Origin of the sequence: Burkholderia sp. Se-20373 (assembly GCF_017104705.1) — a bacterium.
Classification (GTDB): domain Bacteria; phylum Pseudomonadota; class Gammaproteobacteria; order Burkholderiales; family Burkholderiaceae; genus Burkholderia.
Genome location: NZ_JAAGPH010000013.1, coordinates 61,946 through 82,135 on the forward strand (window position 1 = coordinate 61,946; position 20,190 = coordinate 82,135).

The 20,190-nt window shown below is 62.3% G+C and carries 21 protein-coding genes and 1 pseudogene; 6 read left to right on the top strand and 16 right to left on the bottom strand.

Going from position 1 to position 20,190, the window contains the following annotated elements:
• Positions 1-56: 56 nt before the first annotated feature.
• The 10 genes from G3N96_RS07375 to G3N96_RS07420 form a co-directional block, all read right to left on the bottom strand.
• A complete protein-coding gene (locus G3N96_RS07375) occupies positions 57-971 on the bottom strand; it encodes a LysR substrate-binding domain-containing protein (RefSeq protein WP_206136803.1) in 915 nt (304 codons plus the stop codon).
• A gap of 245 nt (positions 972-1,216) precedes the next feature.
• Entirely contained in the window at positions 1,217-1,537 is a 321-nt protein-coding gene (locus tag G3N96_RS07380) for a high-potential iron-sulfur protein (protein WP_124581017.1), read from the bottom strand.
• Positions 1,538-1,677: 140 nt separating this feature from the next.
• On the bottom strand, positions 1,678-2,019 hold the full coding sequence (locus G3N96_RS07385) for a cytochrome C oxidase subunit IV family protein (protein WP_206136804.1): 342 nt from the start codon (positions 2,017-2,019) through the stop codon (positions 1,678-1,680).
• Positions 2,020-2,026: 7 nt separating this feature from the next.
• A complete protein-coding gene (locus G3N96_RS07390) occupies positions 2,027-2,746 on the bottom strand; it encodes a heme-copper oxidase subunit III family protein (protein WP_206136805.1) in 720 nt (239 codons plus the stop codon).
• Positions 2,743-3,354: a cytochrome c oxidase subunit 3 gene (locus G3N96_RS07395; RefSeq protein WP_206136806.1), complete on the bottom strand. Its 612-nt coding sequence runs from the start codon at positions 3,352-3,354 to the stop codon at positions 2,743-2,745. The genes G3N96_RS07390 and G3N96_RS07395 overlap by 4 nt, the downstream gene beginning before the upstream one ends.
• Positions 3,351-5,111: a cytochrome c oxidase subunit I gene (ctaD, locus tag G3N96_RS07400; RefSeq protein WP_206136807.1), complete on the bottom strand. Its 1,761-nt coding sequence runs from the start codon at positions 5,109-5,111 to the stop codon at positions 3,351-3,353. Before ctaD ends, G3N96_RS07395 begins: the two co-directional genes overlap by 4 nt.
• A 31-nt stretch (positions 5,112-5,142) precedes the next feature.
• Positions 5,143-6,291 (bottom strand): c-type cytochrome, encoded by a 1,149-nt coding sequence (locus G3N96_RS07405; RefSeq protein ID WP_206136808.1) that lies wholly within the window; start codon positions 6,289-6,291, stop codon positions 5,143-5,145.
• 104 nt (positions 6,292-6,395) lie between these two features.
• A complete protein-coding gene (locus tag G3N96_RS07410) occupies positions 6,396-6,911 on the bottom strand; it encodes a hypothetical protein (RefSeq protein ID WP_089444395.1) in 516 nt (171 codons plus the stop codon).
• A gap of 216 nt (positions 6,912-7,127) precedes the next feature.
• Positions 7,128-7,637, bottom strand: a complete 510-nt coding sequence (locus tag G3N96_RS07415) for a DUF1269 domain-containing protein (protein ID WP_089429798.1) — start codon at positions 7,635-7,637, stop codon at positions 7,128-7,130.
• Between the two features lie 199 nt (positions 7,638-7,836).
• The gene (locus G3N96_RS07420; protein ID WP_089444396.1) at positions 7,837-8,052 is read right to left on the bottom strand and encodes a DUF3820 family protein; all 216 of its coding nucleotides are present in this window, start codon (positions 8,050-8,052) and stop codon (positions 7,837-7,839) included.
• Positions 8,053-8,175: 123 nt separating this feature from the next.
• On the opposite strand from G3N96_RS07420, the gene G3N96_RS07425 reads away from it, so the two are divergent.
• Positions 8,176-8,364 (top strand): hypothetical protein, encoded by a 189-nt coding sequence (locus G3N96_RS07425; protein ID WP_069250279.1) that lies wholly within the window; start codon positions 8,176-8,178, stop codon positions 8,362-8,364.
• A gap of 259 nt (positions 8,365-8,623) precedes the next feature.
• On the opposite strand, the gene G3N96_RS07430 is transcribed toward G3N96_RS07425, so the two are convergent.
• Entirely contained in the window at positions 8,624-8,965 is a 342-nt protein-coding gene (locus G3N96_RS07430; protein ID WP_206136809.1) for a hypothetical protein, read from the bottom strand.
• A gap of 499 nt (positions 8,966-9,464) precedes the next feature.
• On the opposite strand from G3N96_RS07430, the gene G3N96_RS07435 reads away from it, so the two are divergent.
• The 4 genes from G3N96_RS07435 to G3N96_RS07450 all read left to right on the top strand — a co-directional run bounded on the left by G3N96_RS07435 (position 9,465) and on the right by G3N96_RS07450 (position 14,846).
• Positions 9,465-11,360, top strand: coding sequence for a patatin-like phospholipase family protein (locus tag G3N96_RS07435; protein ID WP_206136810.1), 1,896 nt, complete (start codon positions 9,465-9,467; stop codon positions 11,358-11,360).
• 380 nt (positions 11,361-11,740) lie between these two features.
• Entirely contained in the window at positions 11,741-12,709 is a 969-nt protein-coding gene (locus tag G3N96_RS07440) for an HNH endonuclease (RefSeq protein ID WP_206136811.1), read from the top strand.
• A 57-nt stretch (positions 12,710-12,766) separates the two neighbouring features.
• Complete coding sequence (locus tag G3N96_RS07445; protein ID WP_206136812.1) at positions 12,767-13,474, top strand: HNH endonuclease; 708 nt, start codon at positions 12,767-12,769, stop codon at positions 13,472-13,474.
• A gap of 568 nt (positions 13,475-14,042) precedes the next feature.
• Entirely contained in the window at positions 14,043-14,846 is an 804-nt protein-coding gene (locus G3N96_RS07450; protein ID WP_206136813.1) for a hypothetical protein, read from the top strand.
• A 309-nt stretch (positions 14,847-15,155) separates the two neighbouring features.
• On the opposite strand, the gene G3N96_RS07455 is transcribed toward G3N96_RS07450, so the two are convergent.
• Both G3N96_RS07455 and G3N96_RS07460 read right to left on the bottom strand, forming a co-directional pair.
• Positions 15,156-16,184 carry a methionine synthase gene (locus tag G3N96_RS07455; protein WP_124579114.1) on the bottom strand — a complete coding sequence of 343 codons (1,029 nt, stop codon included), beginning with the start codon at positions 16,182-16,184 and terminating at the stop codon, positions 15,156-15,158.
• Positions 16,185-16,209: 25 nt separating this feature from the next.
• Positions 16,210-17,196 (bottom strand): DUF1852 domain-containing protein, encoded by a 987-nt coding sequence (locus tag G3N96_RS07460; RefSeq protein WP_206136818.1) that lies wholly within the window; start codon positions 17,194-17,196, stop codon positions 16,210-16,212.
• Positions 17,197-17,500: 304 nt separating this feature from the next.
• Here G3N96_RS07460 and G3N96_RS07465 point away from each other — a divergent pair, with 304 nt between their 5' ends.
• Positions 17,501-18,409, top strand: a complete 909-nt coding sequence (locus G3N96_RS07465; protein WP_089430136.1) for a LysR family transcriptional regulator — start codon at positions 17,501-17,503, stop codon at positions 18,407-18,409.
• A 406-nt stretch (positions 18,410-18,815) separates the two neighbouring features.
• Here the strand turns inward: G3N96_RS07465 and G3N96_RS07470 are convergent, their stop codons facing one another.
• From G3N96_RS07470 to G3N96_RS39845, 3 genes and pseudogenes are all read right to left on the bottom strand, one after another.
• Positions 18,816-19,478, bottom strand: a complete 663-nt coding sequence (locus tag G3N96_RS07470; RefSeq protein ID WP_206136814.1) for an OmpA family protein — start codon at positions 19,476-19,478, stop codon at positions 18,816-18,818.
• A gap of 125 nt (positions 19,479-19,603) precedes the next feature.
• Positions 19,604-20,086, bottom strand: coding sequence for a YadA-like family protein (locus G3N96_RS39840; RefSeq protein WP_346778882.1), 483 nt, complete (start codon positions 20,084-20,086; stop codon positions 19,604-19,606).
• Positions 20,073-20,156 (bottom strand): annotated as a pseudogene (locus G3N96_RS39845) (hypothetical protein); the annotation flags it as partial. The gene G3N96_RS39840 and the pseudogene G3N96_RS39845, both read right to left, overlap by 14 nt.
• Positions 20,157-20,190: the final 34 nt, after the last annotated feature.

Below are 20,190 nucleotides of genomic sequence, written 5' to 3' on the forward strand. Positions count from 1 at the left end.
GATGCCGGTGCGACATGGCGGCATGCGAGCGCCGCATAAGGCGGGAAAACCCTGACTCAGCCGAGCCGCGATGGCGCCGCGCGCAGGTGCTGCCAGAGCGTGTCCAGGAATTCACTCCGATTGGACACGTCGCGATACACGCGCAGTTCGACGTCGAGGTTCCACGCCGCCGGCCCGGCCGGCACGAGTTCGCCGGCCGCCAGTTCCGCCGTGATCGCGCTCCGGGGCAGCCACGCGACACCCTCGCCTTCCATCACGAGTTTCTTCAGCACCTCGGCCATGTCGGATTCGTAGTGCAGTTGCAAGGCCGGCGCATCCGGTGCGCGACCGAGCAGCAGCGCGAGGCATCGCCCGAAGTAGCTGGTTTCCGTATAGGAAATCAGCGGCAGCGGATGCTGCTTCGTCCCGGGAAGACGAAAGGCCGGCGCCGATCGACGGTTGGGCCTGCATGCCGGCATCAGCGTGTCGAGGCCCACGGTCAGGTGTTCGTATTTCACCGGATCGAGATGGAGCGGCAGTTCCGGGTGATGATACGCAAACATGAGCTCGCAGTTGCCGTTGACGAGCATCAGGATCGAGTCGTGAACATTGGTCGGAATCACGCGCGCCCGCACTTCGCCGAAATGCGGCGCGAGCGCCTTGAGCCAGGCCGGCAGGAAACTCAGCGCGATCGTGTGGCCCGCGGCGATCTGCAGGCTCTTGCCGGCGATCCGCTGCTCGGTGCGGATGATCGCGCGCGTGTCGAACAGGCGGCTGAGCACATCTTCGGCCGTCTCGCGAAACAGGCGGCCCGCCGGCGTCAGCACCGGCGGAAAGCTGCTGCGGTCGATCAGTTCGGCCCCGATCCACTGTTCGAGCGACTGGATGCGGCGGCTGAAACCCGACTGCGTGACGTTGCGGAACTCCGCCGCCCGGGAAAAGCTTTGATACTGAGCGAGGGCGAGGAAATCCTCGATCCATTTGATTTCCATATCGGCCTTGGAGGATCGCGGTGGGATCGGCCTGCGCGTCACCGAAGTCAGGGTGACGCGCAGGCCGGCGGACGCTCACATTGTATGTGTTCGATCCGGCGTATCGCGTCGGCGTTCGCCATGGCGCCCGTGGCCGATCTGGACGTCGTCGTTCGGCATGCCCGCTGACGGGACGATATGCGCGGACGACAACCCCGGCGACAACGGCGTTTCAGTTGCACGGCCGCCAGCCCATCCCTCCCTTGCTACGCCTTCTTCGTATAACTGTTGCACCAGCCTTTCGCACTCACCTGCTTGCCGCCGAAAATCGCGCACGCTCCCGTCGTGGCGCCGGCCTTGCCCTGGAAGAACTGGCAATTCGCACAGGCCTCGCCTGCCTGGAATTTCGGGTACTTCGCATGATCGACCCGGCCGGCATCCGCCTTGTAGCCGAGCGCCTGCGCATTGGCATCGGCTTCCTGCACGACACCGGCCCCGGCATCCGCCGCCGTCGCGCGGCGTCCAACGGCGAGCGCGGAAGCGAGCACGGTGGTGACTGCAATGAAACGTCGGCGTGAAAATTTCATGGTTGCCCCCTTCAGGTTCGCGTGAACGGATGTCCGGAATGCGCCATGTCCCGATGACGAAACGCCGCCCGCGCCGAAACAGCGCCCGTCGATCGCGTACGTATCGCGCCCATCACGCCGACGCACGCTCGACGACGGAATCAGCGAAAGAACAACGCCCGCATCCCGAACGTGTGATGCGCTTCCGCCGCCATCAGCACCATGAGCACCAGCAGGCTCAGCGGCGGGATCAGGATCGCGTACACGAGCGCCAGCCGCTCCCACATCATGTGCATGAAGATCGACACGATCAGCCCGGCCTTCGCGATCATCAGCACGACGATCAGCACCCAGCGCATCAGGCCCTGCACGTTGAAGTAGTCGACCAGGTACGAGAGCGTGCTCAGCACGAACAGCAGGCCCCAGATCTTCAGGTAGAGGCCGATCGGATGCTGCTGGCCGTGCGCGGCGTCGGGTCGATCGGCGGGATCGGTATGCTCCATGGCTGCCTCACCACAAATAGAACAGCGCGAAGATGAACACCCACACCAGGTCGACGAAGTGCCAGTACAGCCCGGCGATCTCGACGATCTGGAAGTTGCCGTGCTCGGTGAACCCCGGCTGCAGGATCTTGCGCGCGATCAGCAGCAGGTAGATCACGCCGCAGGTCACGTGAAAGCCGTGGAACCCGGTGATCGTGAAGAAGCACGCGCCGAACTGCGCCGCGCCCAGCGGGTTCCCCCACGGGCGGATGCCTTCGCGGAAGATCAGGTTGCTCCATTCGAACGCCTGCAGCGACACGAAGATCGCGCCCAGCAGCGCGGTGGCCAGCAACAGCGCGGCGGCGGGCCGTGCGTTGCGCCGGTAGCCGAAGTTGACGGCCATCGCCATCGTGCCGCTGCTGCTGATCAGCGTGAACGTCATGATCGCAATCAGCAGCAACGGCACTTCGACGCCGCCCACGCTGAGCCCGAACACTTTCGCGGTATCGGGCCACGGCGCCGTGGTCGACATGCGCACCGTCATGTAGCCGATCAGGAAGCTGCTGAAGACGAAGGTGTCCGACAGCAGGAAGATCCACATCATCGCCTTGCCCCACGGCACCCTGAAGGCTTCGCGGTCGGACGACCAGTCCGTGACGATGCCGCGCCAGCCGTCGGGCCGCGCGTCGGCGGGCGGGCCCGCGGGCGATTCGGCCGCGGATTCGGTGTGGAAGGTGGGCGCGGTCATGGCGCGGCTCCGTACAGCGGCCCGCAGACGGCGGCGACGATCCCGGGGGTCAACCACCACATCGCCGCCAGCAGCACGAGCCAGACCGCGAGCAGGAAATGCCAGTAGCGCGCGCACAGCGCGATGGCCCGCTGGGCCCGGAACGGATCCGCGCGCCGGAGCTGCGCGATCGTCACGGCCCACGCCGCCAGCCCGCCCAGCACATGCAATCCGTGCAGGCCGGTGAGCAGGTAGAGGAAGCTGTTGGACGGATTGACGGTGACGGTCTCCCCGGCTGCCGACAGCATGTGCCACGCAACCAGTTGCCCGATCACGAACGCGGCCGCCAGCACGCCGCCGGCTACCAGCCACGCCGTGCGGTACGGGCCGATCCGCCGGGCGCGCTGCATCGCGAGGCTGGCCAGCGCCAGCGCGCCGGTATTCCACCATAGCAGCGCCGGATGCGGGATCGGTTGCCAGTCGGGTTCGCGCATGCGCATCGCATAGGCGAACAGCAGCAGCGAGAACAACGTCGTCGCCACCGCCATGAACACGGTCAGGCCCGTGCGGCCCGCATTCGGCAAGCCGGGTGGCGCATCGGGAACGAAGGGGCGCGGCAGCGTGGTCATTCGGGTGCCTCGCCCGGGTGCAGCGTCGGATGGGGCGCCTTGGGTTCAGGCGCCGTCGCCGGCGGCTGATTCTGCGGCACGAAGTCTTCCTCCTGCCCCGGCGGACTGTATTCGTATGCCCAGCGGTAGACGACGGGAAGCGTCGGCCCCCAGTTGCCGTGCACGGGCGGCGTGTGCGGCGTCTGCCATTCGAGCGTGGTGGCCCGCCACGGGTTGCCGTCCGCACGCCGCCCGTGGCGGAGGCTCCACGCGAGATTGAACAGGAACAGCAGCTGTGCCGCCGCGACGACCAGCGCAACGATCGTGATGAACGTGTTGAGCATCTGCGCCGAATGCGGAATGAAGCTGAAGCCCTGATACGCGTAATACCGCCGCGGCATGCCGAGGATGCCGAGATAGTGCATCGGGAAATAGATCGCATAGGTGCCGACGAAGGTGATCCAGAAGTGCGCGCGCCCGAGCGTGTCGTCGAGCAGGCGGCCCGTCACCTTCGGATACCAGTGATACAGGCCGCCGAACACCACGAGGATCGGCGACACGGCCATCACCATATGGAAGTGCGCGACCACGAAATACGTGTTCGACAGCGGGATGTCCACGCTCACGTTGCCGAGGTACAGCCCGGTGAGCCCGCCCAGCACGAAGGTGCTGATGAAGCCGATCGCGAACAGCATCGGCACGGTCAGGTGGATATCGCCGCGCCACAGCGTCAGCACCCAGTTGTAGACCTTGAGGGCGGTCGGGACGGCGATGATGAGCGTCGTGGTGGCGAAGAAGAAGCCGAAGTACGGATTCATGCCCGCGATGAACATGTGGTGCGCCCAGACCACGAAGCTCAGCGCGCCGATGATCACGATCGCCCACACCATCATCCGGTAGCCGAAGATGCTCTTGCGCGCGTGCGTGCTGATGAGATCCGACGCGATGCCGAAGGCCGGCAGCGCGACGATGTAGACCTCCGGATGCCCGAAGAACCAGAACAGGTGCTGGAACAGCAGCGGGCTGCCGCCGGCGTGCTTGAGCGTCTGCCCCATCGACACCACGGCCGGGACGAAGAAACTGGTGCCGAGCGTCCGGTCGAACAGCATCATCACCGCCGACACGAACAGCGCCGGAAACGCCAGCAGCGCCATGATGGTCGCGATGAAGATGCCCCACACCGTGAGCGGCATGCGCATCAGCGTCATGCCGCGCGTGCGCGCCTGCAGCGTGGTGGTCACGTAGTTCAGGCCGCCCATCGTGGCCGCGACGATGAAGATCGCCAGCGACACGAGCATCAGCACGATGCCCCACTCCACGCCCGGCGTGCCCGGCAGGATCGCCTGCGGCGGATACAGCGTCCAGCCCGCGCCGGTCGGCCCGCCCGGCACGAAGAAGCTCGCCGCCAGCACCAGCACGGCCAGCAGGTAGACCCAGTAGCTCAGCATGTTGAGAAACGGGAACACCATGTCGCGCGCGCCGAGCATCAGCGGAATCAGGTAGTTGCCGAAGCCGCCCAGGAACAGCGCCGTCAGCAGGTAGATCACCATGATCATCCCGTGCATCGTGACGAACTGGTAGTAGTGGTTCGCGTCGATGAACCCGAACTTGCCCGGAAAGCCGAGCTGCAGCCGCATCAGGTCCGACAGGACGAGGCCGACCAGGCCGATGGCGATGGCCGTCAGCGCGTACTGCACGGCGATGACCTTGTGGTCCTGGCTCCACACATAGCGGGTCCAGAAGCTGTGCGGACCGTGGTCGGTGTGCGCGTAGGTCATGGCGTCTGCTCCGTCTGCTTCGCCCGTTCCGCTAGGGCTGCGCCGCGGTGCTGGCGGGCGTCCCGCCTTGCGCCTCGATATAGGCCACCAGCGCGCTCAGTTCCTGCTCGCTCAGGTCGAAGTGCGGCATGATCGGCGAGAAGCCCTTCACGACGCGGGCCGTCGGGTTGCGGATGAACGCGCGCAAATAGGCGTCGTCCACCTTCGCGGTGCTGCCGTCGGCCATCGTTTCGGTCTTGCCGTACAGGCCCTTCCAGGTCGGGCCGACGAGCGGGCTGCCGTCCACGGTATGGCAGGCGACGCAGCCCTTGGCCGCCGCGAGCGTCTTGCCCAGGGTGGCCAGCGCCTGCGCGCTGCCGCCCGCGGCGGCCGGTGCGGCCTGCACGTGGGCCATCTGCTGCTGCGCGAACGTGGTCTGCCGCGCCAGCCAGCGCGAGAACGCGGCTTCGTCTTCCACCACCACCACGCCGCGCATGCCGGCATGCCCGATCCCGCAGAGCTGCGCGCACAGGATGTCGTAGCGCCCTGCCTGGGTCGGCGTGAACCAGAAGGTGGTCACCATGCCCGGCACCATGTTCATCCGCGCGCGGAACGGCGGAACGTAGAAATCGTGCAGCACGTCGCGCGACCGGGTCAGGACCTGGACCGGCCGGTTGAGCGGCAGGTGCACCTCGGGACCGTCGATCAGGTAGTTGTCACGGCCGTTCGGGTCGGCGGGGTTCAGGCCGAACGGGTTGTCGTTGCTGATGTAGCGCACGTCGGTCGTGCCCAGCTTGCCGCCGGGCCCGGCGAAGCGGAAACGCCATTGCCATTGCTGGCCGAGCACCTCCATCTGCAGCGCGTTGCGCGGCGGCCGGATGTAGTCCGCGTAGACGAACAGGCCCGGCGCCAGCAACGCCGCGACGCCGACGATGGTCAGGCCGATCAGCCACCATTCCAGTTTCCGGTTGTGCGGTTCGTAGGCCGCACGATGCCCGCTGCGGTGGCGATAGCGCACCAGGGCGACCACGATGAACAGGTTGATGGCGATGAAGAATGCGCCGGTGATGACGAGCGTGATCGTCAGCATGTCGTCCATGCGCACCCAGTTCGACGCGATCGGCGTGATCCACCACGGACTGGCAAAGTGAAACCCCACCGCCAACACGATGATCAGGACCAGGGCAATCGCAAGGGCCATGGGCCGCCTCGCTGCATCTCACTCGCCGGCGCCGCCGGCACCCGGTTCCGTGTCGCCCGCGGGCGCCGCGTGTTCAAGCGCGGCGCGGCCGGAGACGCGATGGGTCAGTCGTCCACGTTCTGCTTGCGCAATCGCTCCAGCCTGCCGTAGGTGATGGCCGCCACCACGCCGAACAACAGGTTGGCCAGCAAGGGCCCTGAACCGCGCTCGGAGACGAACCACGGGAACACGGCCGTCATCACGTAGAAGTTCCACCCATACGCGACGATCCCGAACGCCAGCCCGATGACGGCTTCCATGCCCACGCTCGAATCGAAGCGGAAGGGCGCCATGATCGCGGCGAGCATCATCCCCATGATCGCGCCGAGCACGTAGTGCAGCAGCAGCGCCATCGCCACGATCTCGAGGTTGAATTGCGTCATCTGGCCGAGCGCGCTGCGGCCCATCACCATCGCCGCGATCTTGTGGGTCGGTTGCCACGGGCTCGAGCCGAGCACCAGCGTCGACCAGACGAATTCCAGCGCGATCACCAGCGCGCCGCCCGCGAGGCCGGCCACGGCAGCGGCGACCCAGTCGGGCGTACGACGCGCCCAATGGTGCGATTGAATGTGCAGTTCCATACGACCTCCTTGCCGACGGTTCGACGTCGGCACTTCGGTTCCGAAGGCGTCACACGTGTCGGGCCTGCGTCTCTTGCGCGATTCGGCATCGCGGACAGGGTTGCCTGCGCAACGTGTGCACGACCCGCTCCACGCGCGGCCCGCGGTCGCGGCCGTGCGCTCGACGAAACGCGTCGATGAACCCGGGTGTCGGGCAGGCCGGCTTGCTGTCGCGCGTCAGGGGAAGATCGGTGACGTCGGTTCGGCACCTTCCAGGTCCGCCTTCGGAAAATGCTGAGCGACCATCTCTTCGATTTCCTGCTCTCGCAATGCCGGCACGTCGGCCATGATCAGGATCTGGCCTGCCTGGATCGCCTCGCGAAATCGCTGGAGTCGCGCGTTCGGCTCGGCGATGCCGATCATCGCCGCGGTCCACGCCCCGAAACCCGCACCGGCCAGCGTCAGGCCGACGACGGCGCCGCCCGCGATCACGAGCTCCGCCGGCGGAAAGACGAGCGCGACGAGGCCGATCAGCGCGCCGGCCGCGCCGCCGAGCGCGACGCCGCGCTCGAGCGCATGCACGACGTCGCTGCTTTGCAGCAACGATGCTTCGGGTAACTGATCGAGTGTGACGCTGTGGTCGGCGAGAACGTGGATATGGCGCCAGACGATACGCGCGCGCAATAGATCATCGACGATGGCCTTCGCCATCTGGGTATCGGGTACGAGGAAATAAAGGCGTCTCATGTTGCCCCCCTTTTCTTGCCATCAACGCGGCCAAGGGACTGTTTTCTATTCTATGTCAGCATCGGCAACACGCCAGGGGCATGCGAGCCGCGGATGGGGTCGCATGCGAGCATTCGGCGCGCGTGGCAAGTGGGGTGAAGCGCGGTGATGTTCGCGGTCGATCGATCCGGGGGCCCGGGACATTCGCCCCCGAGGGGCGCTATCCGCGTTTGCGCAGCGGCGCCAGCAAGTCCCGCAGGCCGTTGTGGTCGATCTCGTGCATCAGCGCGAGCTGCCGGCCGATTTCGCCGCGCGGAAACCCTTCGCGCGCCAGCCAGTTGAGGTAAGGCCCGGGCAGGTCGGCAATCAGCCGGCCTTTGTATTTCCCGAAGGGCATGGTGACGGTAACGAGCTGTTCGAGGTCTGGATTTTGCATGCGGGTATTGTGCACGGCTTTTCGGTCCTGTCGCCGCCCTCGCGAAAAGGACTCGGCGAACCACCTGCGCCCCTTTTCTCGCCTGCTAGACTGGAATTCCCCCTGCACACGATGGAGGGAATCATGTTGTCCGTCTACGTCGTGAAGACCGGCGAGCAGTTCCTTTGCACCGCCGAGGATGGCGATATCGGCATGGCGCCGGCGGTTGAGGATGCCACGTCGTTCGGTTCGTATGAGGAAGCGGAAAAGGCGGCACACGTGCATGCCGACCCTGGATACGAAATCGTCGCCGTCTGCGTGATCAGGCACTGACAGGGCGCCCGCTGCCGGGCGCCCTGCGACGAGATGCGGCTCGCAGTTCGGCTGGCGCCACGCGATAGGAGTGGCGCGATGGGCTTGACCTGACACCGGATGGATGGCGTGTCGGGGTTCTCAGGAGGCGATCGCCGTGCGCGTCGGCAGCTCCGCTGTGTACGGTCCGACGCTACGCGCCTTCCCTGAAACGCCTGCCATCCGGCGCGCACTGCTCGTATGCGGCGCTGCGGGAATTCGGAGCGTCACTGCTCCGCTGTTATCGCCTGGGCCCTTTCATGCCCTCCGACTCCATGGCCGCATGCCACTCCTCATTCGCCTCGATGGGGTCCATCGCTTCGTCGACCGAGGCCGTCGCGCGCTCGGCGGCGGCTCTGGCTTCGTCTGCCGGGGAGGTGAAATCGCCGTCGCCTTCGCGATCGCCATCGCCATCACCGTCGCCCGGGGGATTCAACATGTCCCTGAGCATCGCGCTTAGCTCCGGCGTGTCCCACGGCAGCCCACGCCGCGTCCGATCCTTGATGTAGTGCCTCACTTCCGCGTCCTGCTCCACGGTCAGCGGCAGCCCTCGGAAGGTGCTTTGGGGGCCAGCGTCGATCATCGCTTTCTCCTGTTTCTAGGGCATGTTCAGTGTACTCGCCATTGCAAGCCCGTGAGCAGCGATTACGGCGCGCTTGCGGCGAATCAAACGTGTGGGGGCGACGGGTGAGCGGCCGCGAATTTCAGGCACCCGACCATAGGGGCGAGTGCCTGAAATTCGCCGACAACCTCGAGCACGCGATTGCCATGGGTCAATATCGATGAAAGTTTCGCGAGATTTCGGGACCGTTGTCCGGCGGGCGGCGCTCGCGGCCAGACATGGGGTGCCGCCCTTCACATCGGGCGGCATTCGGCCATGAAGCGCCATTCAGTTGCCGCTTAGCTGGGACATTCACGCGTCCGTTTCTCTCCGGGAAGCAGCCAGTCCGGTTTACGATAGTGTCTCTGCGGTAAGCAGATAATCGGCGTCTTTATTCTCCATATCTAACCTCGTTAAGCTGCAAAACTTAAGCTAACGTGATATATGGTGCGCGGGACCGATCCGATGGGAGGAGATTGCTATGAAGTGGGACTTGCTATGCGTCATTGGTCTTGTTGTCTTTCGTTCCAGTTTTGCCGCATGTCAGAGCGGCACTTCTCCAGAACGCTTCTGCCCGCCCCCGATATCCACTGCAAGCCCTGAACAGCGCGCATTATTCTTTTCCTTCGAACACCCGGGCAAGGCGGCTCCCCAAATCGGCCTAGCGCTATCTGGTGGAGGAACGAGGGCGGGATATTTCGTTCACGGGGTCCTACAGGGACTTAACGATGCCCACCTGCTTGAACACATTGAAATCATCTCTTCGGTTTCAGGTGGCGGTTACGCGGCTTACTGGTATTTCACGCACCGCTTTTCAGCCGCTTCTGAGGGCCGTGACTATCGTGCCATATTCGCTGACTGTTTTCCGGCTTGGCTGGCAAACGGCGGTGCGGGACAGGCTCCCTTACAAGCAATTGCGACATCGCAGGCTCACGCTGCGGACAGACGGCTTCGGAATATTTGTGGGGCGGATAACTCCGTTCACTATCTGCCGGATGATCCTTACAGATGGCAAGCGTATCTCGCAAGATTTCCAAACCTTTTTGTCGAGCGGCCTTCTACGATTACAGGAGACCCGCAGCGAAAAAGCATCGAAGATACCTTAACATTACGCCGCACGTTGAAGTTACTCGGGCAGGCGACGCGATTTTGGGGCGGCGACCACGAGACGATTGGGACTTGGTACGAGGAAGGAATCGAACGAGTGTGGGGGACGAATCCTATTCCCCGGCCCGCATTGAATCTTGATTCTCGCGGAGTCGAAATTGAATACGATTGGAAGAGGGCTCCGGGAGATCGGTTGACGTCAATCGCGCAGTTGCAGGAATACACACGGAAGGGCGACTCAGTTCCGCTGTGGGTTCTTAACGCAAAAACCGGAAAGGCGACGTTGGACCCCACACCGCAAACGATCTTCGAGATGACGCCGTTCTCGTACGGCAGCGACGTTACAGGCTTCACCCGCGGACAAATGCCGGTAGATATCTTGACAGCAGTTCGCCTTTCTGCGGCATTCATGGACGCGCAGGGGGCGACAGTCGGATCAGACAACGAACGTTTGCTACATCTCGCAAATCTCGTAGTGCCTGGCGCTGCAACATGGGGCAAGGATATCAACCTACCGCAGTTGTCGGAAAAACCCGTCCACTTGAGCGATGGCGGCAGTGAAGACAACCTTGGTCTATATAGCTTGGTCCGTCGCGGGGTACCTAATATCATTGTTGTCGACGGTGAACAGGATCCAGCAGGAGAACTGACATCGCTGTGTCGAGTGAGAGAAGCACTGGCTAAAGAAGGTCAAACGCTTTCCGTTGACAATCTACGAAAGCTGGCAGACGTTTGTAATCCGGCTCGGAGCGGCGTCAAGAGGGGCTATAACACATCTGAGTGGTTCAATCCGGTGATGCATGGAGAAATTCGACGTGATGCCGCGCCCGACAATGAAAGGCCGATTCAAATCTGGTATATCAAGCTTGCTTGGGACCAGTTAAAGTACAAAGCCGCACTGAATAGTCAGAAATGCGAAGAGTCGATTAACGATGCCTCTTGCTTCCTCACCATGTTTTACGGGGAAAACTCGAGCGTTGTAGACAAGGACGACGGTTATATGCTCTTTCCACAAATCGACACGGTTGGGATGACGCTGCGGGCAAGTAGCTATTTCTTCTGGGCGTACCGCGAACTCGGACGTGAAGCAGGCCGTCGCTTCGCTTGGGATTCGAACGCTCGTCAGCTAGTCTCGGAGGTTCAGGAGTGCATGCAGATACCGTACAAGATCGCCGCACGAGGGCGCCGTGCGTTTTCCATCGGCCAAGCCGCCGATACTTGGTCGCCATGTAAGCCGGCTCCTGGCCGCGAAACAATCGCACATCAGTAGATCGGCGCAGTGCAACTAGATACATTGGGCTGCTCGAGCGACTGGCCGCTTGAGTTTTGAGGCGGCCATTACTGCGGCGCCGACCCAGATGATCGCTTAGGGTCGGCTTCCGCCGGATGCAGTCCGTTCGACGCCGGCATCCGACAACGGCTCACCGTCGGGCTGTAGTCGGCCATGAAGAGACCTTCATTCCAAGGGGCGCTTGGACATTAAAACGGCCGCTCCACTCCGCAAGCGGTCACTTGATCGCCGAGAGCGGGCATCGCATCATTGGTATATGCACACATTGGTGCGGCCTGGGTTGTACGTCAACAAGCGGCGGGTTTTGACGGTGACGGCATCGAGCCGCCGGACGGCAGCTCGTGCATCGGGGAAAATCAATGGCAAAACCAAAAAGAAGCGAAAACGTGAAGACCTGTCCGAACGCCGAGCGATGGATGCGAATGCACCCGGATGCGGCCCGCAACCTCAGGCGAATCATCAAGCTCATGGATGGCCGCTATGAGGGCGGCTACCAAGGCTATATCAACCGGGCCGCGAACTTCGTGGAGTACCGGTTTGACCCGATCGAAGCAGAACAGCACTTCCAGCACGTCCAGCTCTTCGCCCGGCAAAAACACGTGGTTGTCCGCTTCACTGTGTTCACGAAGCGCACGAGAAAAGGCCCCGGGATCAGCAAGACGCTGAAGGACGCGCGTGGCAATGATTATTACGCGCTGGAATTCCCAGTGGCGGCAGACACTAGCCTCGATGAATTGGAAGCGTTCCTGCGCACGACGGCGACCTTTTCGCGAGACCGGACGGCGCCCCCGTCACGCGGCCCCGCCGGGCGCGGGTCGCACAAAGTACCCACGAGCCTCGGCAAGCGAACACCCCGAGAGGCGATCGACCGCGCCGAACAGGCGGCAGCCCAGGAACTCGCCGAGCCGATCATATCCGAGGACGATGCGCGCGAGCGCGAACTGCGTGCGGTGTTTCTGCGCCGCGGGCAAGGGAAGTTCAGAAAGGCCCTGCTCAATGCCTATGAGAAGCGGTGTGCCGTCACGGGCTGCACCATAGAGGATGTACTCGAGGCGGCCCACATCATCCCGTATAAGGGCGGCGACACGAACCGGTGCGATAACGGGTTATTGCTGCGCGCAGACATTCACACGCTCTTCGATCTGGGTCTCTTGTGGGTCAATCGAGAAATGAAGGTCGAAGTCGCGAACGCCTTGCAGTGTACGGAGTACGGAAAGCTTCATGGGAAGGGGCTGCGTTCGCCGACAGATACTGCATCGCGACCGCATCCCAAGCATCTGGAGCGTCACGCGCAGATCGCCAGCGAACTGCGGGAGGCTAGGCGCTGACGAAGGAACGGTCGCCGACGGCAACCAACAAGAATCCATTTCTGGAACACAAGCACGATGGCGAAATACGACGCACTCGAAGCGCATCTGCGCAGCCTGCCCCGCGACACCGTTAGGCTCACTTTTGGCGAAATAAACGAGCTAATTGCCCCGCACGAATTGCCTGCTTCCGCTTACGTGCACCCGAAGCAGTACCTGAGCAGCACTAAGACCCAACCAATTCCTGCAGCCTGGATGCGCGCCGGATGGGAAAAGTCGAATCACGACTTCGATCACCAGTACGTAGAGCTACGACGCGTTGTACCACTCGAAACCATCACGTTAGCAGATGACGTCGGCGATGATGGTTTGGATAACGAGAACCGACAATTCGTCAACATCAAGACGCGGCGTGGTCAAGCCGATTTCCGCAATCGTCTCCGGCGCGCCTATGGTGGCACCTGTGCGATCACGGGCTCAACGGTCACGCCACTTCTTGAGGCTGCTCACATCGTGCCGCACGCGCTCAAAACGGACTACGCCACGTCGAACGGGCTGCTGTTGCGTGCCGACATTCACACGCTGTTCGACCTGCACCTGATCGCCATTGATGCGGACGGCCGCGTGGCCGTTTCGCGGACACTGGAGGGGACCGAGTACTCGCAGTACCACGGGCGGCGCTTCGTTGCTTTTCCTGAGGCATCGAATGATCAGCCGTCCACGGACGAGCTCAGGCGCCACCATGACCTGTTCCGCGCAGGAGAGGATGCACTGTATGCAAACTGACACTTCGCGTACCGTGTAGCTGGCACTTAGACCTGCTGGCCTGTCCGCTTTGGTGAAGCGCGACCGACCGTTGCGGATCGCAAGTACCCATCCGCTTGCACTTGGACCCGACGCTCGACGAAACGGCAGTGCGACTGTCCGCAAAGCTCCTACCTGCGGCCTTGCAGAGGCGGATACACCGATGTCAGCAAGGGCCAAACTGCTCTCCCCGAAAGGTCGGCTTGGGTGTCCGGACGACTCAGTTACCGGCCGTTGACCCCAAAACGGCGTAATTGGCGGGAGTGGGTCGAAAATGCCAATTCGCCGAGCCTGACAGCAGACGTTCAATACAGATCCTCAGCCGAACGTCCGCAAGGTAGCGTCAAGTCGACCTACCGCGGCCAACACGTGAACGCCTGCAACCGCTGGGCACTTGCCGCTCAGCGCGTAGGCACGAGGCCACTGATATCCGGTTGAACAGCCGTTGAGGCTGCGCGAGCTCCAACGGCTGTAGTGGACCGGTTGATCGCCATGTCCTCCACGAAACAGTCGACAACTTGGAACTATACTGGGCAACCAGGAGGCTTCCATGACCGATCACGACAGACTGCATCCACTCCGTCCGCTCCTGAAAAATTGGGTTTGGGAGCATGGTCGAATCGGGACTCGCTATCTCGACTGCGTAGAGGGCGAAATCCGGTTTGATGAGGGCAAGAAGTCGCATTTCGCGGCCGAGAAATATATCTATGTGCCCCTTGGCAAGGGCGCCGAAGACGATGCATCTGCGGAGGGTCCTGCGGTCCACGAGGCTGGACTCGCCCGGTTTTTGCGGGCTGCGCAGTTGGGTACGCCGGAGGAAGCCGGTTCTGTAGCGGATGTCCAGCGCGCAGTGCAGGACTGCGTGGAGATCGGCCTGTTCAGCGCATATCAATGGGAGGCTCGAAAGGCGTTTGCCCGATACGCGCAGGAACCCATGTTCGATGACGAGATCCGCGCGGCGGTTGTCGACGACATCCGGCATATTTACACCGGCATGCGGGAGCAACTGGCGCTGTACGATTTCAGTGTGCTCTACGGCTTGCCCACGCCGCTGGTCATCGGCGACACGCCCTTCATCGACTGGCGCGTGCGTGCCAGTCCCGCACTTCCGTTTGTATCGCTCCCGCTGGGTCCTTACTGCCTGCTGGTAGGCGCGCCGTCAGGCAGGAAAAGCCGAATCGCGCCGGTCGTCTGGAAGGCCGCTGCCGCGATGGGTCCGTTGAAGGATCACAACCGCCAAATCGAGGAGCAGGCACGTCTGTGGCTGGTGGCGACCACGGATGATCAACTCGTCGCTGCGCAAAGCCGCATTGCCGCGGCCGTCGGCTCCAGGCAAGGGAATGTGAAACCCTGACCGAAGTTCGCCTTAAGCAGATCGTCGGCGGTCGCTGAGTGAAAGACTGGCACGTGAAGCCGACCGGCTCGCCATCGACGTGTGATGCAATCGCCGTGATACCGGATGCATAGCGGCCGAGCGCCTCGCGAAAGGCCACAGGCTCGATGGCCGTGCTGGAAAATGACAGGGTGGATACCGAATAGTGGGTGCGGCCCGGAAATACCAAGGCGGTGCGTTCCGACAGATTCAGGGAGCCGTTTCAACGCACTCCCTGAAATCCCCACTGCCTTCAATTCCCCGCCCCCTCCTTCCGACGTCAGCGCGGAACTAGTTCGAGCATTCCTTGCGGACGATTTCCGCGCCCGCGCTCAAAGCACTCAGCTTGCCTCGCGCGACTGCACGCGACAAAGGCGCCATGCCGCAGTTGGTGCAAGGATAGAGCTTGTCGGCGTCCACGAACTGAAGTGCCTTTCGCAACGTAGCGGCGACTTCCTCGGGGGTTTCGATGGTATCGGTCGCCACATCGATGGCCCCCACCATCACCTTCTTGCCCCGAATGAGTTCGATCAGATCCATGGGAACGCGCGAGTTGTGACATTCCAGCGAGACCATGTCGATACTGGATTTTTGCAGCTTGGGGAAGGCTTCCTCGTATTGTCGCCACTCCGACCCCAGCGTCTTCTTCCAGTCCGTGTTGGCCTTGATGCCATAGCCATAGCAAATATGCACGGCGGTTTCACACTTAAGACCTTCGATCGCTCTTTCCAGGGTCGCGACGCCCCAATCGTTCACCTCGTCGAAGAAGACATTGAATGCGGGCTCGTCAAATTGAATGATATCGACGCCGGCAGCCTCCAGCTCCCTGGCTTCCTCGTTCAGGATCCTTGCGAACTCCCAGGCCAGTTTTTCGCGACTCTTGTAATGATCGTCGTACAGCGTATCGATCATCGTCATCGGCCCCGGCAACGCCCATTTGATGGGCTGGCTGGTTTGCTGGCGCAGGAACCTGGCATCTTCAACGAAAACCGGCTTCTGTCTCGCCACCGCATCCACGACCGTCGGCACGCTGGCGTCATAGCGATCGCGAATTCGAACGGTCTTGCGGTTCTCGAAATCAACGCCGCTGAGGTGCTCGATGAACGTGGTCACGAAATGCTGGCGCGTTTGCTCGCCGTCACTGACGATATCGATGCCCGCATGTTGTTGCTCTTGCAACGACAGGCGCAACGCATCCTGCTTACCCTCGATCAACCCGTCGTCCTGCAATTTCCACGGCGACCAAAGTGTCTCCGGTTGGGCGAGCCACGAAGGTTTAGGCAAACTGCCGGCGGTTGAAGTGGGTAGAATTTTTTTCACGGTAGACGACCTTGCGTTTTTTTAGTCAAAGAGCGGAGTCCACAGACCATTGCTCAAGAATGGCCTGGTATGGCTTGATGAATTGCTCTTCCACGAACCTGCCCTGTTCGATAGCGAGCCGGCTGCGCTCGTCCCGATCGTAAACAATTCGGGTGAGCGAAAAATCCTGATGCTTCAAGCTCGGTTGGTAGGATTTTCCTGCCGGCGAATTCGCATTGTAAATTTCGGGGCGGTAAATTTTCTGGAAAGTATCCATCGTGCTGATGGTGCCGATGAGCTCCAGATTGGTGTAATCATCCAGCAAATCTCCGGTAAAATAAAAAGCCAGCGGCGCGACACTATTCGGCGGCATGAAATAGCGCACCTTCATCCCCATTTTTTCGAAATACTCGTCAGTCAATGAATACTCGTCCTGCCGGTATTCGATACCCAACACGGGGTGCCGATTTGCCGTCTGGTGATAGGTCTTGCTACTCGAAACGCTCAGGCATATAACGGGCGGTTTCGAGAAATTATCCTTGTAGGCGCTCGACTTCACGAAGGACTTGAACAGATTCCCATGCAGGTCGCCAAAGTTATCCGGCGTGCTGAAGCCGGGCCGATCCCTGTTGTGCTCCAGCAAGACCACACTGAAATCGTAATCTCGCACATAAGAGGAAAAATTATTTCCCGCGATGCCGTCAATGTGCTTGTTGTTTTTTCGATCGAAAATATTCGTCTTCAGTATTTCGATCAAGGGCAGCGCGGCACTGCTCCGTTCACCGCCGATATTCATTTCGACTGAAATGATTTCAAGCTTGACGGCATAGCGATCGCCTTTAGGATTGTCCCAATGCGCCAGCGCATTGAAGCGATTGTCGATCATCCTGAAGGTATTGCGCAAATTCTCCTGACGACTTTTCCCTCTGGCGAGGTTCGCAAAATTGGTTGTGATGCGCGTATTGTCGGAAGGTTGATAGTCCTCATCGAAACCGACGCTTTTAACAGAAAATGTAAACTCTTGACTCGTCATGATCTTGCGCCCCGATTTTCGAAATGAAAACTGCATCTGCTCCATGCGCTCCGATGCTGCTCGCTTTTCTGTTCCGACGCGTTGCTCCGTAGTCTCACGGATATCGACATTCGAACGAATGTGACGTGGGGCCATGGTCGACTGGATATGAATCGATTTCAACCAACCATGAGCGATGCTCACGGTGCGGTGTGTCCGGTTCACATCGGAAGAAAAGTAACTGACAGCGATGATATAGTTTCCATTGCATGAATAAAAATGGATTTATTTCATGCAAACATTAAATTCGTTCATGGAGTGGTCGATGCTGGATCGCAATCATCTGATGGTTGTGCGGGAAGTGGAGCGGCAGGGCTCGCTCACGGCCGCCGCCGATACGCTCAATCTCACGCAGTCGGCGCTCAGCCATGCGGTGAAGAAGCTGGAGCAGCAGCTCGGTACGCCCGTGTGGGCGCGCGAAGGACGGACCATGCGGCTCACGCAGGCCGGACAGTACTTGCTGAGCCTCGCGAACCGGTTGCTGCCGCAATTCGAACTCGCCGAGGAGCGCATGAGGCAGTACGCGCAGGGCGAGCGCGGCACGTTGCGGATCGGCATGGAATGCGCGCCGTGCTATCAATGGCTGCTGAAGGTGGTGTCGCCGTATCTCGCGCACTGGCCGGATGTCGATGTCGACGTGAAGCAGCGCTTCCAGTTCGGCGGCATCGGTGCGTTGATCGGCTACGAAATCGACGTGCTCGTCACGCCCGACCCGCTCAAGAAGCCCGAACTGCATTTTGAGCCGGTGTTCGATTACGAGCAGGTGCTGGTGGTTGCCGACGATCACCCGCTGGCCGGAGAAGCGTATGTCACGCCGGAACAGCTGACGCACGAGGTGCTGATCACGTATCCCGTCGAAACGGACCGGCTCGATATCTACACGCAGTTCCTCACGCCCGCGAACCGGGTGCCGAAGCGCCACAAGGTGATCGAGACGACCGACATCATGCTGCAGATGGTGGCGAGCGGCCGCGGCGTGGCGGCATTGCCTCGCTGGCTCGCGGAAGAATATGCGGGCTGGATGCCGCTTACACCCGTGCAACTTGGAAAGAAGGGGATTGCGAAGCAGATTTTCCTCGGCACGCGCAAGACGGATGACGACGTCGATTATCTTGCGGCGTTTGTCAAGGCTGCACGGGAGTGGAAATGGGCGGACGCGAAGATGCGAGACTAGTTTTGCAACTGGGACATGAACAAAACGCATGGCTCCCGCAACGGGTCGCTTTCCGCGCCTTCGTGCTTGTCGACCCGCGCTGGAGTCGAACCCGTTTCAGCCACACGACAATTGCAGCCCCGCACCCGGTCGCAGTCCCACTCATCCCTTTTCACGCGGCAACACGGGCATCGCTTGCGCCCCGCGCAGCAACGCGTTGGCGGACGCCGATGAACCCACGACATCGGCGCCGGCCAACCGGCCCGCGGGCCGTCGTGCCGCATCGTCTTCCAGGCCACCGCGGCATCGCACACGCCGGTCGCGACGCGTTGCCCGACTCGGCTGCCTGCGGCGCGGCCGGCACGGCTGTCGCAGGCGAGCCGTCCGTTCTCGACGGCCACGCCTGCGGCAAGCCGGTGGCTAGGTCTTACTTCTGCAGCGAGATTTCCACCCGGCGATTGCGCGCGCGCCCTTCGGCGGTCTCGTTCGATGCGGCCGGGTTGGTTTCTCCATGCCCCGTCGCCGCGACCGAATCCGCTTTCAGCCCGTGTTCGCGCAGATATCCGGCGACGGCATCGGCGCGGCGCTTCGACAGGGCCTGGTTGTGTGCATCCGAGCCGGTCGCGTCGGTATAGCCGTCCACTTCCACACGCGAGAAATGCCGGTCGCCCTGCTGGTTCAGCAACGTGTCGAGCGCGGCGGTGGCGGCGGACGTCAGCACGGCGGAGTCGGTCGCGAAGTACGCATCGCCGGTCAGGCTCACCTTCTCGACCGCGGCGGGCGCCGGCGCAGCCGCCGCGGCGACCGGCGCGGGTGCCGTACCGCACTGGAACACGATCGAGTGCGGATCGGCGCCGTCGCGGTACGGCGTCGTGGAATCGACCTTGCGCACGGCCTCGTTGCCGCACATGCGCGTCGCGACCTTCATGCAGGTATTGGCGCTCGACAGGATGCCGTGACAGTCGACACGGAACGTCCGGATGCCGTCGCGGGGCTGAAGTTCGTATGCGTTGTACGTCGGTCCCGATGCGCTCGAACAGGCCGCGAGGGAAACGACGGACGCCAGCAGTGCAAGATGAATGTTTTTCACGTGAGGACTCCGAAAATGCGAGGGGCGCAGCGCGGGCGGCGCAACGGCGCAGCCGCATCCGCGTGCGTTTGCGTTCGACGCGGTCCGCCCCGGCGGTACATGCCGGCGCGAACCGCAGCGCGCGATTACTTCCACTGATACAGCATGCCCGCGCCGACGACGCGCTGGCTGCCGGCGAAGCCGCCGTTCAACGTCGCCTTCAGGTTTTCCGTGACGCGCGCCTGCACGCCGACCGCCATCGCCTTCTGCCCCTGGAACGACGCCGTACCGACCCCCATCGCGAAGTTCGAGTCGCGGTCCATGTGCGGGATCGACGCCATCGCGGCGGTGGCCGCGATCCCCTCGCGTGCCATCGAATCGGTCTGCTGGATCTGCTGCTGCATCTGCGTGAGCTGGTTGTTGACCGTGTTCAGCGACTGCGTGAACTGGTTCGACACCGCGTTCAGCTGGTTCACGTTCACCGCATCCGTGCCCTGCGTACCGGCCGCGACGTTGACCACCTGGCGCGCCGATTCCGCCGAACCGACCGCGACGACGTTCGAGCGCCCGCCGTCGTTGCTGCCCGTGCCGATCGCGGCCGAATTGCTGCCCGATGCCGTCGAGCCCACGCCGATGGCGGTGGAGCCGTTGCCCGATGCGAGCGCATTGTTGCCGACCGCCGTGCTGTTCGAGCCCGATGCCACCGCGCCCGACCCACCCGCCGACGAATTCG

What these genes read in the sequence shown, in the direction of transcription:
- G3N96_RS07425 (WP_069250279.1), top strand. Translation starts at nt 8,176, where the DNA reads ATGTTGTCCGTCTACGTCGTGAAGACCGGCGAGCAGTTCCTTTGCACC.
- G3N96_RS07450 (WP_206136813.1), top strand. Translation starts at nt 14,043, where the DNA reads ATGACCGATCACGACAGACTGCATCCACTCCGTCCGCTCCTGAAAAAT.
- ctaD (WP_206136807.1), bottom strand. Translation starts at nt 5,111, where the DNA reads ATGACCTACGCGCACACCGACCACGGTCCGCACAGCTTCTGGACCCGC.
- G3N96_RS07390 (WP_206136805.1), bottom strand. Translation starts at nt 2,746, where the DNA reads ATGACCGCGCCCACCTTCCACACCGAATCCGCGGCCGAATCGCCCGCG.
- G3N96_RS07395 (WP_206136806.1), bottom strand. Translation starts at nt 3,354, where the DNA reads ATGACCACGCTGCCGCGCCCCTTCGTTCCCGATGCGCCACCCGGCTTG.
- G3N96_RS07420 (WP_089444396.1), bottom strand. Translation starts at nt 8,052, where the DNA reads ATGCAAAATCCAGACCTCGAACAGCTCGTTACCGTCACCATGCCCTTC.
- G3N96_RS07465 (WP_089430136.1), top strand. Translation starts at nt 17,501, where the DNA reads ATGCTGGATCGCAATCATCTGATGGTTGTGCGGGAAGTGGAGCGGCAG.
- G3N96_RS07405 (WP_206136808.1), bottom strand. Translation starts at nt 6,291, where the DNA reads ATGGCCCTTGCGATTGCCCTGGTCCTGATCATCGTGTTGGCGGTGGGG.
- G3N96_RS07415 (WP_089429798.1), bottom strand. Translation starts at nt 7,637, where the DNA reads ATGAGACGCCTTTATTTCCTCGTACCCGATACCCAGATGGCGAAGGCC.
- G3N96_RS07375 (WP_206136803.1), bottom strand. Translation starts at nt 971, where the DNA reads ATGGAAATCAAATGGATCGAGGATTTCCTCGCCCTCGCTCAGTATCAA.
- G3N96_RS07380 (WP_124581017.1), bottom strand. Translation starts at nt 1,537, where the DNA reads ATGAAATTTTCACGCCGACGTTTCATTGCAGTCACCACCGTGCTCGCT.
- G3N96_RS07410 (WP_089444395.1), bottom strand. Translation starts at nt 6,911, where the DNA reads ATGGAACTGCACATTCAATCGCACCATTGGGCGCGTCGTACGCCCGAC.
- G3N96_RS07460 (WP_206136818.1), bottom strand. Translation starts at nt 17,196, where the DNA reads ATGACGAGTCAAGAGTTTACATTTTCTGTTAAAAGCGTCGGTTTCGAT.
- G3N96_RS07385 (WP_206136804.1), bottom strand. Translation starts at nt 2,019, where the DNA reads ATGGAGCATACCGATCCCGCCGATCGACCCGACGCCGCGCACGGCCAG.
- G3N96_RS07445 (WP_206136812.1), top strand. Translation starts at nt 12,767, where the DNA reads ATGGCGAAATACGACGCACTCGAAGCGCATCTGCGCAGCCTGCCCCGC.
- G3N96_RS07435 (WP_206136810.1), top strand. Translation starts at nt 9,465, where the DNA reads ATGAAGTGGGACTTGCTATGCGTCATTGGTCTTGTTGTCTTTCGTTCC.
- G3N96_RS07440 (WP_206136811.1), top strand. Translation starts at nt 11,741, where the DNA reads ATGGCAAAACCAAAAAGAAGCGAAAACGTGAAGACCTGTCCGAACGCC.
- G3N96_RS07430 (WP_206136809.1), bottom strand. Translation starts at nt 8,965, where the DNA reads ATGATCGACGCTGGCCCCCAAAGCACCTTCCGAGGGCTGCCGCTGACC.